The organism is Bacillota bacterium, from assembly GCA_013314855.1.
GTDB lineage: Bacteria > Bacillota > Clostridia > Acetivibrionales > DUMC01 > Ch48.
This window is the reverse complement of sequence record JABUEW010000101.1, coordinates 1-15,387: the sequence shown is the minus strand read 5'-3', so window position 1 is coordinate 15,387 and position 15,387 is coordinate 1. Positions and strand designations below refer to the sequence as shown.

The following is a 15,387-nucleotide window of genomic DNA, read 5'->3' as shown; positions in this document are numbered from 1 at the left end:
CTTTTTATATTACTTTATTAAATATTAATATTTATATTTTTATATTATTTAATATTCATTTATAACTCTGTGAAAATAACTATCTATATAATGCTATTAACGCTATTAATAAAAAATCGCCGAAAACGCGTTTAACATGTATTTTCGGCAACATAACGGACCAATTCACTTTTTTATTAATTATTAATTATATTATACTCTAACTAACCGCAAACTATTTAATTCCCATTTGTACCTAGTTATTTAATTCAGCAAGCATTTTATCGCCATCAATACTCTTCCAGTACGCTTCGTATTCCTTAAATGCCTCTTCGATAGAAACATATAATACTGATATATGTTTCAAGGGGTATTTACTTTTTTGGGTACTCTTACAACAAACTCAAAATAATCTCCCCTGTCAAACTGGGCAGCCTTTGCATTTACGCCTGATTTTTTCATTATATCTACAGCCTGCTTAATGGTATTTACAAATATTCTTATATCCTTTACTGTCCTTGATATTTTCTTTTCTGTTTCTTTTAAGGATATTTTTCTTGAATACCTTTCAATTACCCTTTCTACTAAGTCTTCAGTCTTCTTGACGTTTAGCCCTTTTTTGCACACATATTTTAAAACTTTAAGTTGAAGCTGTTCATCATGAAGCTTTAATAATGCCCTTGCATGTCTTTCAGTGAGATTGTTATCAATCAATATCTTTTTAATTATAGGAGATAATTTCAGAAGCCTTATTTTGTTTGCGATTGTTGATTGGCTTTTACCAATCCGGCGGGCCAATTCCTCCTGGGTCAATTTATGCTCCATAATCAGGTTACTATACCCTTCGGCTTCTTCCAAATAGTTTAAGTCCTCTCTTTGAAGGTTTTCAATAAGTGCCAGAATAGCAGAATCGTTATCATCCACATTCACCACTATTGCAGGTATTTCCTTTAACCCGGCCATTGCAGCAGCTCTCAGCCTTCTTTCTCCGGACACCAGCTCATAATGGTTATTAGTAATCTTTCTTACATTTATAGGCTGAATAACCCCATACTGCTTTATGGATTCGCACAGTTCTTCAAGGGAGGCTTTATTAAAGTGTTTTCTCGGCTGGTATGGGTTTGGTCTTATGCTATCAATATTAATGTATATAATATCTTTTAAAACCTCCCCCTGACTGGGTTTTAAGATTTGTATCTTGTTTTCCAACATAGCGGCACCATCCTTTGTACATTAAATTAAATTAGTTAACCGTAATATTCGCCGCTATATTTCCCATACCCTTTTTTTTTAATAAAGAATCGTTCGCTATAAAGTGCTATTTTACTGCATTATAGCCGTTATATCAACGGCATCTTCGATGGTTTTCCTGCTTTTCTGGGATATTTTGCAGGAATTTGTCGAAACTTTTTTATAATAATTATATTTCTTTTATTATCAGAAAAGGGTAAAGTTATTTGCTTTATAATTTCAATTTTGCCCCCAAGTATATCCATCGCATTCATAGAATCTTTTACTTCGTCAGAGCTTTTTCCTTTCATTGCAATAAATATTCCCCCGATTCGGACAAAGGGAAGGCAGTATTCCAATAACACAGGCAAATTTGCCACAGCCCTTGCCGTAGATATATCAAACTTCTCTCTATAAAGAGGGTTATTGCCGTAATCCTCTGCCCTCCCATGGAAAGCCTTAATCTTGCTTAGCTTAAGGGAATCTATACATTCTTCAAGAAATTTAACTTTTTTCTCAACAGAATCTAGCAGTGTTATATCCAGTTCATTACATGCAATTTTTAAGGGTATACCAGGGAAACCCGCCCCTGTACCTATATCTATCAGCCTGGAGCTTTTACTATTTTTATAAGGAAGTATATATGGGAGAATGCTCAGAGAATCAATAAAATGCTTTACTATGATATCTCTGTCTTCTTTTATAGATGTAAGATTTACCTTTTCATTCCATGTTTTTAAAAGCTCCATATACATAAAGAACTTATCTACCTGACCTTTATCCAGCCTTACTCCAAATTCTTCTGCCCCCTTTAAAAGCATGCTTTCAAGGTCATTGTCCATCGTTATACATGTGCCTCCCTTGCGCCCTTTTTTCATATTATTTCTTCTCTAGGTATATCATAAGTACCGTGATGTCCGCAGGTGAAACTCCTGCAATTCTTGAAGCCTGGCCTACCGATACGGGACGTATTTTACTTAGCTTTTGCTTTGCCTCTATCCTCAAACCGTTTATTTTGTCATAATCAATATTGTCCGGGATTTTTTTGTTCTCAAGCTTTTTAAACTGTTCTACCTGCTGCATTTGCCTTTTTATATAGCCCTCATACTTTATTGCTATTGATACCTGCTCTCTAACTTGATAATCCAATTGGGGCCTGTCTTCATCAATTTCTGCCAAATCCTCGTAAGAAATTTCAGGCCTTTTTAAGAGTTCTGAAAGCCTTATCCCGCTTTTCAGGGGAGTACTGTTCCTGCTTTCAAGGAACTTATTTACTTTTTCACTGGGAGATACTATGGTTTTTTGAAGCCTTGCTATTTCTTCATTTATCTCATCCCTTTTTTTTAGGAATTTTTTGTATCTTTCTTCACTAATTAGTCCTATTTCATAGCCTATTGGTGTAAGTCTCAAGTCTGCATTGTCCTGCCTTAAAAGAAGCCTGTATTCCGCTCTTGAAGTCATTATTCTGTATGGCTCCCTTACCCCCTTTGTTACCAGGTCATCAATAAGCACACCTATATACGCCTGGGATCTGTCCAGGATAAGCGGTAGCTTGCCCATTACTTTACGTGCTGCATTTATTCCTGCAATAAGGCCCTGAGCTGCAGCTTCTTCATACCCTGAACTACCGTTAATCTGTCCTGCACAGAATAAACCTTCTATACTCTTAAGTTCAAGAGACAAATCAAGCTGTGCAGGGTTTATGCAGTCATACTCAATTGCGTATCCAATCCGCATTATGGAAACATTCTCAAGTCCGGGTAATGTCTTTATCATTTGAATCTGAACATCTTCAGGTAAACTGCTGGACATACCCTGAAGATACATTTCCTGTGTGTCTAAGCCCATGGGTTCTACAAACACCTGGTGAGAAGGTTTGTCGGCAAATTTTACAATTTTATCTTCTATTGAAGGACAATACCTGGTACCAATTCCTTCTATTACACCACTGTACAAAGGTGATCTGTGGAGGTTGTTCCTAATTATCTCATGTGTTTTTTCATTTGTATGAATGAGCCAGCAAGGTACTTGTTCTATTTCTATCTTTTCGGTTTCAAAGGAAAAAGGCACTATCATCTCATCCCCTGGCTGCTCAGTCATTTTTGAAAAGTCTATGCTTCTACGGTTTAACCTCGCAGGGGTCCCTGTCTTAAATCTAAACAATTCAATGCCTTTTTCTCTCAAACTATCCGAAAGCTTATTGGCAGGGAAAAGGCCGTCTGGTCCACTGCTGAAGCTTACGTCTCCAATAATAATTTTTCCTCTTAAGTAAGTCCCAGTAGCAAGTATTAAAGTTTTACACAAGTATTTTGCTCCCGTGTGAGTCTTCAAACCTGTAACCCTTTTTTTCCTTCCGGACCCATCAACAAAAAATTCAACAACTTCAGCCTGTTTTACATCCAGGTTTTCCTGCATTTCAAGGGTGTTTTTCATTATCATCTGGTACTTTTTCCTGTCAACCTGGGCACGCAGAGAATAAACAGCAGGCCCTTTTGCTATATTTAGTATTTTTACCTGGATTAAAGACTTATCTGCTGTCTTTCCCATTTCTCCTCCAAGGGCGTCAATTTCCCTTACCAGGTGACCTTTCCCCGTTCCCCCTATACTAGGATTACAGGGCAGGTTGGCTATGCTGTCGAGATTTATAGCAAATATTATGGTTCTACAACCAAGCCGGGCAGCAGCCAATGCAGCCTCACACCCTGCATGCCCAGCTCCGACTACCGCAACATCATATTCACCTGCCAGATATTCCATACACAACCTCCCTTTTTCTCAATCTCTATAAGACTCTATAAGACTATGCCCATTTTTTCTTACTTTCTTACTTTCTCCTATGCACAACCTCACAACCTAGTTTATTCTTTAGCAGCCTGTATCAATCTCTATTATTTTCCTATGCAAAATCTGCTGAATATGTGGTTTAATATTTCATCACTCACTGTTTCACCTGTAATCTCCCCTAAGTATTGAGCAGCATTTCGTATATCAATCACTATACAATCCATGGGCATGCCTTCATGGTAAGCTATAATAGCATCATTTATACTGTTTAACGCTTTTTCTACAAGGCTTGCATGTCGTACGTTTGTCATCAAACCCTCAATGTCGGTGTCAATTTCCCCACCGATGAAAAGCCTTGATATTTCTTTTTCTAAATCATTAATTCCCCTTCCGTCTTTCATGGACGTTTTAATAATAGTTATACCCTCTAATTCCTGTATACTCTTTAATTCATTTATGCCTTTTAATTCATGAAATTTACTGGTGTCTCCTTCGTTTTCAACAAGGTCTATTTTGTTCAACAAAACAATAATTTTTTTCCCCTTGATAAATCTTAGAACATTGGCATCTGCCTGAGTAAATCCATCTACCGCATCTATCATCATAATTATTAAATCTGCAGATTCTATTGCTTTTTTTGTTTTTTCTACTCCGATTTTTTCCACTATATCTCCTGTTTCTCTTATTCCAGCAGTATCTATTACTCTTACAGGTATGCCCTGTATGTTGATATATTCTTCTATAATATCTCTAGTTGTCCCTGGAATATCTGTTACAATTGCCCTGCTGTATCCTGTCAATTGGTTTAAGAGAGAGGATTTACCCACATTAGGCCTTCCTATTATTACTGCCTTTATACCTTCTTTTATAATTTTTCCTTTATCAAATCCTGAAAGCAAATCAGAAAGCATATTCCTTATTTCTTCAAGGCTGTTATAAATCTGCATTTCCGTGATTTTGTCAATATCTTCTTCCGGATAGTCCAACGTAGCCTCAATATGGGCTATTAACCCCACCAATTTATCCCTTGCTGCTTTTATTTTTACCGATAATTTTCCTTCCAGCTGCTCTAATGCAACCTTTGAACTACGGGCAGTTTTTGCATTAATAATGTCAATTACTGCTTCCGCTTGTGTTAAATCTATTCTCCCGTTAAGGAAAGCCCTTTTGGTAAATTCCCCAGGTTCAGCAAGCCTAGCCCCTTCCCTTATAACCAGCTCAAGAACTTTCTTTAGGACAATAATTCCACCATGGCAGTTAATTTCTATTATATTTTCCCGTGTAAATGTACTAGGCCCATCCATTTTTGTCAAAAGCACTTCATCGATTATTGACCCATCTTGGGGATCGACTATTTTTCCATAATGAATGGTGTGGGATTTAACCTGTCTTATACTTTTCTTTCCTTTAAAAATTCTTTCTGCTATTTCAAAGGCCTTTTCCCCACTTATTCTAACAATTCCAATTCCTCCGCTGCCATAAGAAGTTGAAATTGCAGCAATTGTATCGTTATTAAACATTAATTCTTTTCCCATAATCCTTACTTAAGTGCTATAACAACTTTCCTGTTCGGCTCATCACCTATACTGTAAGTTTTCACATATCTATTATTTTGCAATGCTGCATGTATTATTCTTCTTTCATAGGGTGACATTGGTTCAAGGGTAATATTTTTCTTACTCTTAACTACTCTTTCAGCCAGTTTGTAGGATAGCTTTATAAGGGTGTCTTCTCTTTTTTTCCTGTAGTTTTCAATATCAATAACAACTTTTTTATAACCTTCCTTACCGTTATTTATTGCTAGGCATGAAAGATATTGCAGGGCGTCCAGGGTTTCTCCCCTCCTGCCGATAATTATTCCGCTGTCTTCTCCTTCAATGCTGACATATACGGCATCATCACCTTCATCTACAGCCATTTGCACATTAACATTCATTTTGTCGAATACATCCTGTAAAAACTTTTTAGCTTTCTCACCCGGCGTTTCCTTTAAAGCAACTCTTACTCTGGCCATTTTTGCCCCAATAATACCAAAAATACCTTTATTACCTTCCTCTACTACTTCAATATCAACTCTGCTTTTATCAACCTTTAACTCATCAAGAGCAAGAGATATTGCTTCTTCCACGGTTTTACCTGTTTTTTCTACCATAATAGCCATTTATTTTCCTTGAGCCTCCTTTTTTTTCACTACATTCTCATTAATATATAGTTGTTGGAAAATCTGAAATATGTTGCTGGCTATCCAATAAAGCCCAACTCCTGCCGGCAATTGAAAAGAAAATAGTAATGTCATTAACGGTCCTATCAACATCATTGTGTTTTGAGTTGAAGTTGAAGCATCTTTTCCACTTTTTTCCGAGGCCTTTGGCGTCATAAGCTTTGATGAAATGTAGGTAGTTGCTACAGCCAATATAGGAATTGCCAAAAGCGGCAGGTATACTGTCGCTTGAGACCCAAATAAAAGATTTGTATCAAACCTGGGAACCAAACCAAGGTTAATTCCAAGGAATTTTAAATTAATCAATTCTTCCGGCTTTAGCAAGTCACTAACATTTGAAAGCTCAGATACATGTTCATTAAAGTAATTCAATACGCCTATTTCTCTTGAAACACTCATTGCAGCTTTTCCAACAGCTTGTGTTACATACTCAACGAGCTTATTTATCTGTTCGGGTGTTTTATTCAAAATAAATCTAAGGGGCTGGTTAATTGCCCAATACAGAGAGAACAGGATAGGCATTTGTATCAAAAGGGGAAGACATCCTCCCGCAGGATTGTATTTATGTTCCTGATACAACTTCATAAGCTCCTGATTCATTTTTTCCCTGTCATTTTTGTACCGCCTTTGTATATCTTGTATTAATGGCTGTATTTCTTGCATCTTTGCAGTTGAACGGTATTGTTTAATTGTAAGGGGCAGAAGTACAAGCTTGATAACAATAGTAAATATAATTATGGCCAAGCCGTAATTCTTAAATGCAACAGTATTGTAAACAAAATATAAGAACTGCCCCAAAGGCTTAGCAATAAAATCCAAAAAACCCATTCTTTAATTCTTCCTCTCTTATTTTAAAGGATCATAGCCTCCCGGATTAAAAGGATGGCACTTTATAATCCTCCTTATAGCCATGAAACTTCCCTTAATTGTACCATATTTTAAAACAGCATCTATAGCATATTGTGAACAAGTCGGATAAAACCTGCAACTTGGAGGTTTCAAAGGTGAAATATACTTCTGGTAAATTTTAATCAAAATTATTAACAATTTTTTAAACAATTATTCTTCTCCTCATCCACAAGTTTAAGTCTTCTAAATAAAAAATCCATTTCCCGCTTAATCTCGTAAAAATCCGGTAAATTTCCGCTGTTTCTAACTACAAAAACCAAATCATAACCTCTTTTCACCATTTCTTCCTGCATCCTGTAATTTTCTCTAATAAGCCGCTTAATCTTATTTCTTCTTACACTCTTTCCCGCCTTTTTACTTGCAGTTACCCCCAGTCTGTTAATATCTAATCCATTTGGTAATGCATATAACACCATATATTTCCCCGCAAAAAATCTCCCTTTTTTATAAACTTTTAAAAATTCCCGATTATTCTTTAATGGGATAGTCTTTTTCATATTTTCCTCTCGTATAGCAAGGCCTCCAAAGGCCTTTTAAACAAAGGTCTTGGACATAGAAAAAATAGACCACTTTTTGCGGTCTTATGCTGAAAGTACTTTCCTTCCTTTCAATCTGCGCCTTTTTAAAACATCCCTGCCCTGCTTGGTCCTCATTCTCCTCCTAAAGCCATGGACTTTTTTTCTGTGCCTGTTATTCGGTTGATATGTCCTTAACATCTACTGCACCGTTAGTGTTGATTTAACGGTTTTTTCAACTCCTTTCTTTTTATATTTGACCAATATATTTCAAAAAGATTATATATTAAATTAGTTATACGTGTCAAGAAAGTATTTTTAATGTATTTCCCGCTACCTGTGGATAAATTTAAAATAACAGCTTTTTTCTGTGGATAACATATCAAACTTCATATTGAATAACATCACAAAGTCTGATATATTATTTATGCTTATCAGATAAGCCAGTTGGATTGGAAATATATTACAATATAGTATTCTGCGAGTAATATGCTTTAGTTATTATTAGAAAATTACAGAAGATAATCATCTAATTACAATAAATGGGATAAAATAGTTATAATAGATATATTACAAATATAAATAAGGCTTAATATGCTTTGTAATTGTTAACAATTGTTAATTAGAGACATAAAAATATGCAATAATAAAATATAAAGAACATAAAATTGGAGGAAATAATATGAGCAACCAACTTTCGAGTATTTGGCAACGGGCCCTCGAACTGTTGAAGGATGAACTTACGGAAATAAGCTATAACACATGGATAAAAACCATAAAACCGATTTCTATTGGACCAAATACCATAGAATTGGGGGTTCCTGCCGATTTTAATAAGGGTATACTTGAATCCAGGTACTCACTTTTAATCAAAGAAACAATTAAGGAAATTACAAAAAAAGAGTTTAATATCAAATTTGTTATTCCTTTTCAGGAAAATACCGTAGGGGAAAGAGATTCCGCAGGACAAGCCAAAGGCGAGGATTCACTTATTTCTGTTTTAAATCCAAAATATACATTTGACACTTTTGTTATAGGCAGCGGTAACCAACTAGCACATGCTGCTTCCCTTGCAGTAGCAGAAGCTCCCGCCCGTTCATATAATCCTCTCTTTATATACGGGGGAGTAGGCCTTGGGAAGACTCATTTAATGCATGCAATAGGACATTATATTATGCAGCAGACACCCTCATTAAAAGTGCTTTATGTGTCTTCGGAAAAATTTACAAATGAGTTGATAAATGCAATTAAAGATGATAAAAATGAAGCATTCAGGCAAAAATACAGAAATATTGATGTACTATTAATTGATGATATACAGTTTATAGCCGGAAAAGAAAGGACCCAGGAAGAGTTTTTCCACACATTTAATGCCTTATATGAGGCCAATAAGCAAATAATTATATCAAGTGATAAACCTCCGAGGGAAATTGTTACCCTTGAGGAAAGACTCCGCTCAAGGTTTGAATGGGGACTTCAAGCGGATATACAACCGCCGGACTACGAAACAAGAATAGCTATACTTAAGAAAAAAGCACAGTTGGAGAATATTTATATACCAGATGATGTTTATGAATTTATTGCAGATAATATTGCTTCCAATATACGTGAACTTGAAGGTGCCCTTATAAGGGTTATTGCATATTCATCACTGGTGAAAAGTGAAATAAATCTGGATATAACTAAAGAAGCATTAAAGGATATTTTGTCAGCCATCAAAACTCGAATAATTAACTCCGATATTATTATTGAAGTTGTATCCAGGTATTTTGGATTGAAACCGGAAGACTTCAAGTCCAAGAAACGAAATAGAGACATTGCCTTTCCCAGGCAAGTGGCTATGTATCTTTGCAGGGAACTTACTGATATGTCTCTTCCCCAAATAGGTAATGAATTCGGAGGAAGGGATCACACTACGGTTATGCATGCTTTTTCAAAAATATCGGAAAACATTAATACTAACTATGAGGTACGGCGTACAATTGAAGAGTTGAAAAGGAATATTGCAGGTGGATAAGTTTTTTGCTATATTTTTTATCCACAAAAATTGTTTATATGTTGAATATTCTCTGTGGATTAAATATTTTTTTTACTTTATTATAATTGCATGTTGATGAAATTTAAATTCATCAACAAAGTTGTCAACATGATTAAACTTTGATAAATAGTGTTTCTGAATAGGATATACACATTAACTACAAAACTTATTATTACTATAACTAATTTTATTTTATAGATATAAAAAAGGAGGCAAAGAATTATGAAGATAATATGTGAAAAAAATAAGCTAGCTGATGCTATCAGTATTGTACAAAAAGCTGTACCCTCAAAAACTACATATCCTATACTCCAGGGAATACTACTGAAGGCAAAAGAGAATTGTCTCGAATTAACTACAAACGACCTGGAAATGGGAGTAAAATGCCGTATAAATGCCGATATACAAGAAACCGGAGAAGTGGTTATTGATGCAAAACTTTTTGGGGAAATTGTAAGGAGGATGCCAAATTCGAAGGTAAGTATAGAAGAAAGCAATGAAAATATAGTTATAACATGTAAAAAGTCAAGGTTTGAAATAAAAGGAACAAAAGCTGAAAGTTTTCCTGAGATACCTGAAATAGATAAGGGAAGTCCGTTAAAAGTGTGTCAAGCAGTAATAAAAGATATGATAAGGCAAACAATATTTGCTGTGGGGGAAGACGAAAACCGTCCGATTTTAACTGGTGTCAACATAGAATCTAAAAGTGGACTACTAACATTTGTATCTATAGATGGATTCAGGCTGGCATTAAGAAAATACAACATTGATGATATAGACAATAAAATAAGTGTGGTTGTACCGGGAAAGACTTTAAATGAAATTGCAAAAATTCTCGAACCAGTAGAGGATGAAGTTGTAATTTATACAGCGAAAAACCAAATAATGTTTGATATGGGTAATACGAGGATTGTATCAAGACTATTAGAGGGCGAATACATTAACTATGAGAATGTAATTCCCGAAGAATATGAATCCAGGATAAGGGTAAGTAAGAAGGAATTTTTAGACAGCATAGAAAGGGTATCTATTTTGGTGACAAGCGATGGCACAAGTTTTCCAATAAATATTAATTTAAATTTTGACAAAATTGTAATTACAACAAATACTCCTTCAGGAAATGCAAGAGAAGAAATTGCTACTGAGGTTATAGGAAGCGACTTGGAGATTAAGTTTAATCCAAGATATTTTATTGAAGCTTTAAGAGTGATAGACGAAGAATATGTGGATGTATTATTTAGTTCTGATGTAGGACCTTGTATAATAAAAAGCGTAGATAAAGATACTTTTCTATATATGTTATTGCCATTGAGAAAATAAAAATTATTATAAATAAAAATTATATGTTTTGGCTTAAGTTGACGTATAAGAGCTATTAGTAAAAAAGAGAAGGAGGTAAAAATTGGAAGAGGTAAAAATCAATACCGAATATATAAAGTTGGACCAGTTTATTAAGTGGGCAGGTATAACTGTAACAGGTTCCGAAGCAAAACAAATAATCAAAAGTGGTAGAGTAAAAGTTAATGGAGAAGTGAGATTTGAAAGAGGAAAAAAGTTAAGAAAAGGTGATATTGTTGAAGTAGATGGGAAAACATATAAGTTGGGTTAAAATTTTTTGGAGGTAAGTTGTTTGTATATAAAGGAGCTTAAGTTAATAAACTTTAGAAATTATAGTGAATTGGATTTAGATTTTTGTAAGGATTATAATATAATATATGGGAAGAATGCACAAGGAAAGACAAATATTCTTGAAGCTATATTTTTATGTTCATCCGGCAGATCCCACAGGACGATAAAAGATAATGAGCTAATTAAATTTATGGAAGAAAACTATTATATAAAACTTATAGTAGAGAAAAAAGACATAGAAAAAACTATAGAGATATTCTATAAAAGAGACGAAAGAAAAAGAATAAAAATTAATGATATCCCTATAAAGAAGAATGGTGAATTAATGGGACAACTTAATACAGTATTATTTTCCCCTGAAGACATGTCCATTATAAAAGAAGGGCCTAATGAAAGAAGGAGGTTTATAGATATAGCATTAAGCCAAATAAAACCGACATATTTTTATGATTTGCAGCAGTATTCAAGAATATTGACACAAAGAAACCACCTGTTAAGAGATGTAACCAAAAGCGAGAATAAAAAAGGTAAGCTAAAAGACACTCTTGGAGTATGGAGTGAGAAGCTGGCAGAAACAGGTTCGCGAATTATATTGGAGAGAATAAAATATTTGTCAAAACTAAATAAAAAAGCTTTTGAAAACCATAAAAAGCTTACTGGTGGCAGAGAGGAAATTGAAATAATATACAGTCCATCTATTAATGTTGGAAATTGCAATGATATCGAAGAAGTAAGAAAAGAGTTTATAAGGCATATAGAAAAAGACAAGGAAAAAGAGATACAAATCGGAACAACCTTATATGGACCACAGAGAGACGATATAGAGATAAAGATAAATAAAAGAAATGTTAGAATGTACGGCTCACAGGGTCAACAAAGGACTGCAGTACTAACATTAAAGTTTTCGGAAATTGAAATTTTAAGGGAATTAATAGGTGAGTATCCTGTACTTTTATTAGACGATGTGTTTTCTGAGTTAGACAGTATAAGACAGGAATATATAATTGAAAGTTTAGAAAATATACAAACTTTTATAACCTGCACAGATAAAAAATTTTATGATAGCGGTATCAAAAAAAAGAATACAAAATTATATTTTGTTGAAAACGGGAAGGTTGAAAAGGAAAGTTGAGAAGGAAGGCCTAAGTTTCAGAAAACATTGCATATAAGTAATGGTTAGTATAAAATATTAGTATAAAATAAATATGAAAAATAGGAGAACGGAGAGTATATTATGTTTTTGCATATAGGGAGTGATTATGTAATACCTATAAAGAGTATTATAGCTATTCTAGACCTTGAAAAAACAACTGTTTCAAAGGATACAAAGGATTTTTTAAGGATTGCGGAAGAAGAGGGATTTATAGAAACTATAAATGATGACATACCAAAATCCTTTATTGTAACTGAAACAGATAAGAAAAGTAAAATATATCTGTCTTCAATTTCATCAATAACATTGCAAAAACGGGCAAATTATTTAAGAGAAATAGCAATAGATAAGTAATTGGATAAAATAAAGTTTTAATTAGGAGGGAAATACAAGAGGATAGTATGGTCGACGTTACAAAAGAAAATGTAGTAAAAGAAAATGTAGTATATGATGAAAATCAAATACAAGTATTGGAAGGACTTGAAGCTGTTAGAAAGCGGCCGGGGATGTATATAGGAAGCACATCAAGCAAAGGACTGCATCACCTTGTATATGAAATAGTTACTAATAGTATAGATGAAGCTCTTGCCGGAAGGTGCGATAAAATAGAAATAATATTGGAAAGTGATAACTCTGTTATAGTTAAGGATAATGGAAGCGGTATACCTGTTGGACCGCATCCAAAGCTTGGAATTCCGACAGTTGAGGTTGTCCATACAATGTTACATGCTGGCGGAAAATTTGGGGGAGGTGCATATAGTGTTTCAGGGGGACTGCATGGTGTTGGGGCTTCAGTAGTTAATGCATTATCAGAATATTTGATAGTAGAAGTAAGCAGAAATGGAAACATATACAGGCAAAGATATGAAAGAGGAAAGGCTGTTTCAAAACTGGAAACAATAGGAAAAACAGATAAGACTGGTACAAAGACAATATTTAAACCTGACCCTTTAATATTTGAAGATATTGTTTTTGATTACGAGTCGATGGTAAATAGATACAGGGAAATGGCATTTTTGAATAAAGGAGTTAAAATAATACTAGTGGACAACAGGGGAGAAAAGCCGGTAGAAAAAGTACTATATTATGAAGGGGGAATAGTTTCTTTTGTTGAGTATATAAATAAAAACAAAGAAGTTATTCATGAACCTCCAATATATATTGAAGGTGTTAAGGATAATATAGAAGTAGAAATAGCAATGCAGTATAATGACGGATATATAGAAAATATTTATAGTTATGCAAACAATATAAATACTACAGAAGGCGGAACTCATATTACTGGGTTTAAATCTGCAATAACAAAAGTTTTAAATGATTATGCAAGAAAGTATAATATTTTAAAAGAAAATGACAAGAATCTAACTGGTGAAGATGTAAGAGAAGGTCTTACGGCAATAATAAGTGTAAAATTACATGAACCTCAGTTTGAAGGCCAAACGAAAACTAAATTAGGAAATAGTGAAGCAAGAAGCGCTGTAGAAAGTATATTAACAGAAAAATTATCTTATTATTTAGAAGAAAATCCTTCAGATGCAAGAAAAATTCTGGAGAAGTGTCTGATAGCAGCAAGGAGCCGTGAAGCAGCAAGAAAGGCAAGAGAACTTACAAGGAGAAAAACAGCTTTGGAAAATACTACACTTCCAGGTAAATTGGCTGATTGCACTGAAAAGAATCCTGCTTTGTGTGAAATATATATTGTTGAAGGTGATTCGGCAGGTGGGTCCGCAAAGCAAGGAAGAGATCGAAGATTTCAAGCAATACTTCCTTTGTGGGGTAAAATGTTAAATGTAGAGAAGGCAAGAATAGACAAAGTTTATGGAAACGATAAATTAATGCCGGTAATAACTGCGCTGGGTACCGGAATAGGTGAAGAGTTTGATATAACAAAACTGAGGTACCATAAAGTAATTATAATGGCAGATGCTGATGTAGACGGATCACATATAAGGATGCTGTTGTTGACCTTTTTCTTTAGATATTTAAGGCCATTAGTTGAAAAAGGCTATATATATATCGCGCAACCGCCTTTATACAAAATTTCTAAAGGAAAAGAGCAGGTATATGCATATGATGATAAAGAATTGGAGAAAATTGTTTTGGAGAAAGGCTGGAATAAAAAAGATATAACAATACAAAGATATAAAGGCTTAGGTGAAATGAGTGCTGAACAATTATGGGAAACAACAATGAATCCGGAAACAAGATCAATATTAAAAGTAGAAATAGAGGATGCAGTGTCTGCAGATGAAATATTTACAGATTTAATGGGGGAAAACGTAGAACCAAGAAAAATATATATCCATAAACACGCTCGTGATGTAAAAAACTTGGATATATAAAATAGATAGTTCAAATTTTACCAAAAACAAGTAATACACCTATAATAATAAATGCTATTCCGGAGCAAATTTGAATATAGGTTTGTGGTAAAATTTTATTAATAAACGACCCAGCAAGTACGCCAATAAAAGAGGAAAGTACTAACGCAAAAGATGAACCAATAAATACGTGCCAAATTGAGTGGGATTTCGATGCAAGGAGCATTGTAGAAAGCTGGGTCTTATCACCTAATTCTGCTAAAAATACAAGTAAAAATGTTGTTATAATTGATTTACACATCTCTTCCATAAAATATACTTCCTTTCCAAAAAGTAAGTAGATGAAATTATTAAAATATTAAAAGAGAATGTTACTCTTATGTAGATATTAAAGCAAGCTATTATATATAATTAATAGGCAAATTTGATTCAAAATATACCAAAGAAATTATTCTAAAAATTTGAAAATGCACCCCCAAAAAAGGGCGCATTTTATTTTTATGAAGAAAATGCTTCCGGTAACTAAATGCTCCAAGTCTTAAGAGCCTGTAAATTCACTTCGGGGCAAATCAAACTCGCAAAATAATTTGAATAGAATTTAATAATAT

Annotated in this window: 16 protein-coding genes; 6 read left to right on the top strand and 10 right to left on the bottom strand. The window is 34.1% G+C overall.

Features of this window, described 5'->3' with window-relative positions:
- Positions 1 to 342: 342 nt before the first annotated feature.
- From noc to rpmH, 9 genes are all read right to left on the bottom strand, one after another.
- The gene (gene noc / locus HPY74_15450; protein NSW92040.1) at positions 343 to 1,191 is read right to left on the bottom strand and encodes a nucleoid occlusion protein; all 849 of its coding nucleotides are present in this window, start codon (positions 1,189 to 1,191) and stop codon (positions 343 to 345) included.
- Positions 1,192 to 1,319: 128 nt separating this feature from the next.
- Positions 1,320 to 2,051, bottom strand: coding sequence for a 16S rRNA (guanine(527)-N(7))-methyltransferase RsmG (gene rsmG / locus HPY74_15445; protein ID NSW92039.1), 732 nt, complete (start codon positions 2,049 to 2,051; stop codon positions 1,320 to 1,322).
- A gap of 37 nt (positions 2,052 to 2,088) precedes the next feature.
- On the bottom strand, positions 2,089 to 3,966 hold the full coding sequence (gene mnmG / locus HPY74_15440; GenBank protein NSW92038.1) for a tRNA uridine-5-carboxymethylaminomethyl(34) synthesis enzyme MnmG: 1,878 nt from the start codon (positions 3,964 to 3,966) through the stop codon (positions 2,089 to 2,091).
- Positions 3,967 to 4,097: 131 nt separating this feature from the next.
- The gene (gene mnmE / locus HPY74_15435; protein ID NSW92037.1) at positions 4,098 to 5,513 is read right to left on the bottom strand and encodes a tRNA uridine-5-carboxymethylaminomethyl(34) synthesis GTPase MnmE; all 1,416 of its coding nucleotides are present in this window, start codon (positions 5,511 to 5,513) and stop codon (positions 4,098 to 4,100) included.
- Between the two features lie 20 nt (positions 5,514 to 5,533).
- The gene (locus HPY74_15430) at positions 5,534 to 6,154 is read right to left on the bottom strand and encodes a protein jag (protein ID NSW92036.1); all 621 of its coding nucleotides are present in this window, start codon (positions 6,152 to 6,154) and stop codon (positions 5,534 to 5,536) included.
- Positions 6,155 to 7,042 carry a membrane protein insertase YidC gene (locus tag HPY74_15425; protein ID NSW92035.1) on the bottom strand — a complete coding sequence of 296 codons (888 nt, stop codon included), beginning with the start codon at positions 7,040 to 7,042 and terminating at the stop codon, positions 6,155 to 6,157.
- A gap of 18 nt (positions 7,043 to 7,060) precedes the next feature.
- Positions 7,061 to 7,273 (bottom strand): membrane protein insertion efficiency factor YidD, encoded by a 213-nt coding sequence (yidD, locus tag HPY74_15420; protein NSW92034.1) that lies wholly within the window; start codon positions 7,271 to 7,273, stop codon positions 7,061 to 7,063.
- Positions 7,255 to 7,620 (bottom strand): ribonuclease P protein component, encoded by a 366-nt coding sequence (rnpA, locus tag HPY74_15415; GenBank protein ID NSW92033.1) that lies wholly within the window; start codon positions 7,618 to 7,620, stop codon positions 7,255 to 7,257. Before rnpA ends, yidD begins: the two co-directional genes overlap by 19 nt.
- 84 nt (positions 7,621 to 7,704) lie before the next feature.
- Entirely contained in the window at positions 7,705 to 7,839 is a 135-nt protein-coding gene (rpmH, locus tag HPY74_15410; GenBank protein NSW92032.1) for a 50S ribosomal protein L34, read from the bottom strand.
- 481 nt (positions 7,840 to 8,320) lie between these two features.
- Here rpmH and dnaA point away from each other — a divergent pair, with 481 nt between their 5' ends.
- The 6 genes from dnaA to gyrB all read left to right on the top strand — a co-directional run bounded on the left by dnaA (position 8,321) and on the right by gyrB (position 14,800).
- Positions 8,321 to 9,655, top strand: coding sequence for a chromosomal replication initiator protein DnaA (gene dnaA / locus HPY74_15405; protein NSW92031.1), 1,335 nt, complete (start codon positions 8,321 to 8,323; stop codon positions 9,653 to 9,655).
- Positions 9,656 to 9,898: 243 nt separating this feature from the next.
- Complete coding sequence (locus tag HPY74_15400) at positions 9,899 to 10,996, top strand: DNA polymerase III subunit beta (GenBank protein ID NSW92030.1); 1,098 nt, start codon at positions 9,899 to 9,901, stop codon at positions 10,994 to 10,996.
- A gap of 82 nt (positions 10,997 to 11,078) precedes the next feature.
- Positions 11,079 to 11,285 (top strand): S4 domain-containing protein YaaA, encoded by a 207-nt coding sequence (yaaA, locus tag HPY74_15395; protein NSW92029.1) that lies wholly within the window; start codon positions 11,079 to 11,081, stop codon positions 11,283 to 11,285.
- Positions 11,286 to 11,306: 21 nt separating this feature from the next.
- Positions 11,307 to 12,437 (top strand): DNA replication/repair protein RecF, encoded by a 1,131-nt coding sequence (gene recF / locus HPY74_15390; protein ID NSW92028.1) that lies wholly within the window; start codon positions 11,307 to 11,309, stop codon positions 12,435 to 12,437.
- Between the two features lie 102 nt (positions 12,438 to 12,539).
- Complete coding sequence (locus HPY74_15385) at positions 12,540 to 12,812, top strand: DUF370 domain-containing protein (protein ID NSW92027.1); 273 nt, start codon at positions 12,540 to 12,542, stop codon at positions 12,810 to 12,812.
- 47 nt (positions 12,813 to 12,859) lie between these two features.
- Positions 12,860 to 14,800: a DNA topoisomerase (ATP-hydrolyzing) subunit B gene (gene gyrB / locus HPY74_15380; protein ID NSW92026.1), complete on the top strand. Its 1,941-nt coding sequence runs from the start codon at positions 12,860 to 12,862 to the stop codon at positions 14,798 to 14,800.
- A gap of 10 nt (positions 14,801 to 14,810) precedes the next feature.
- Here gyrB and HPY74_15375 read toward each other — a convergent pair whose 3' ends face one another.
- Positions 14,811 to 15,080: a TMEM165/GDT1 family protein gene (locus tag HPY74_15375; GenBank protein NSW92025.1), complete on the bottom strand. Its 270-nt coding sequence runs from the start codon at positions 15,078 to 15,080 to the stop codon at positions 14,811 to 14,813.
- Positions 15,081 to 15,387 lie beyond the last annotated feature (307 nt).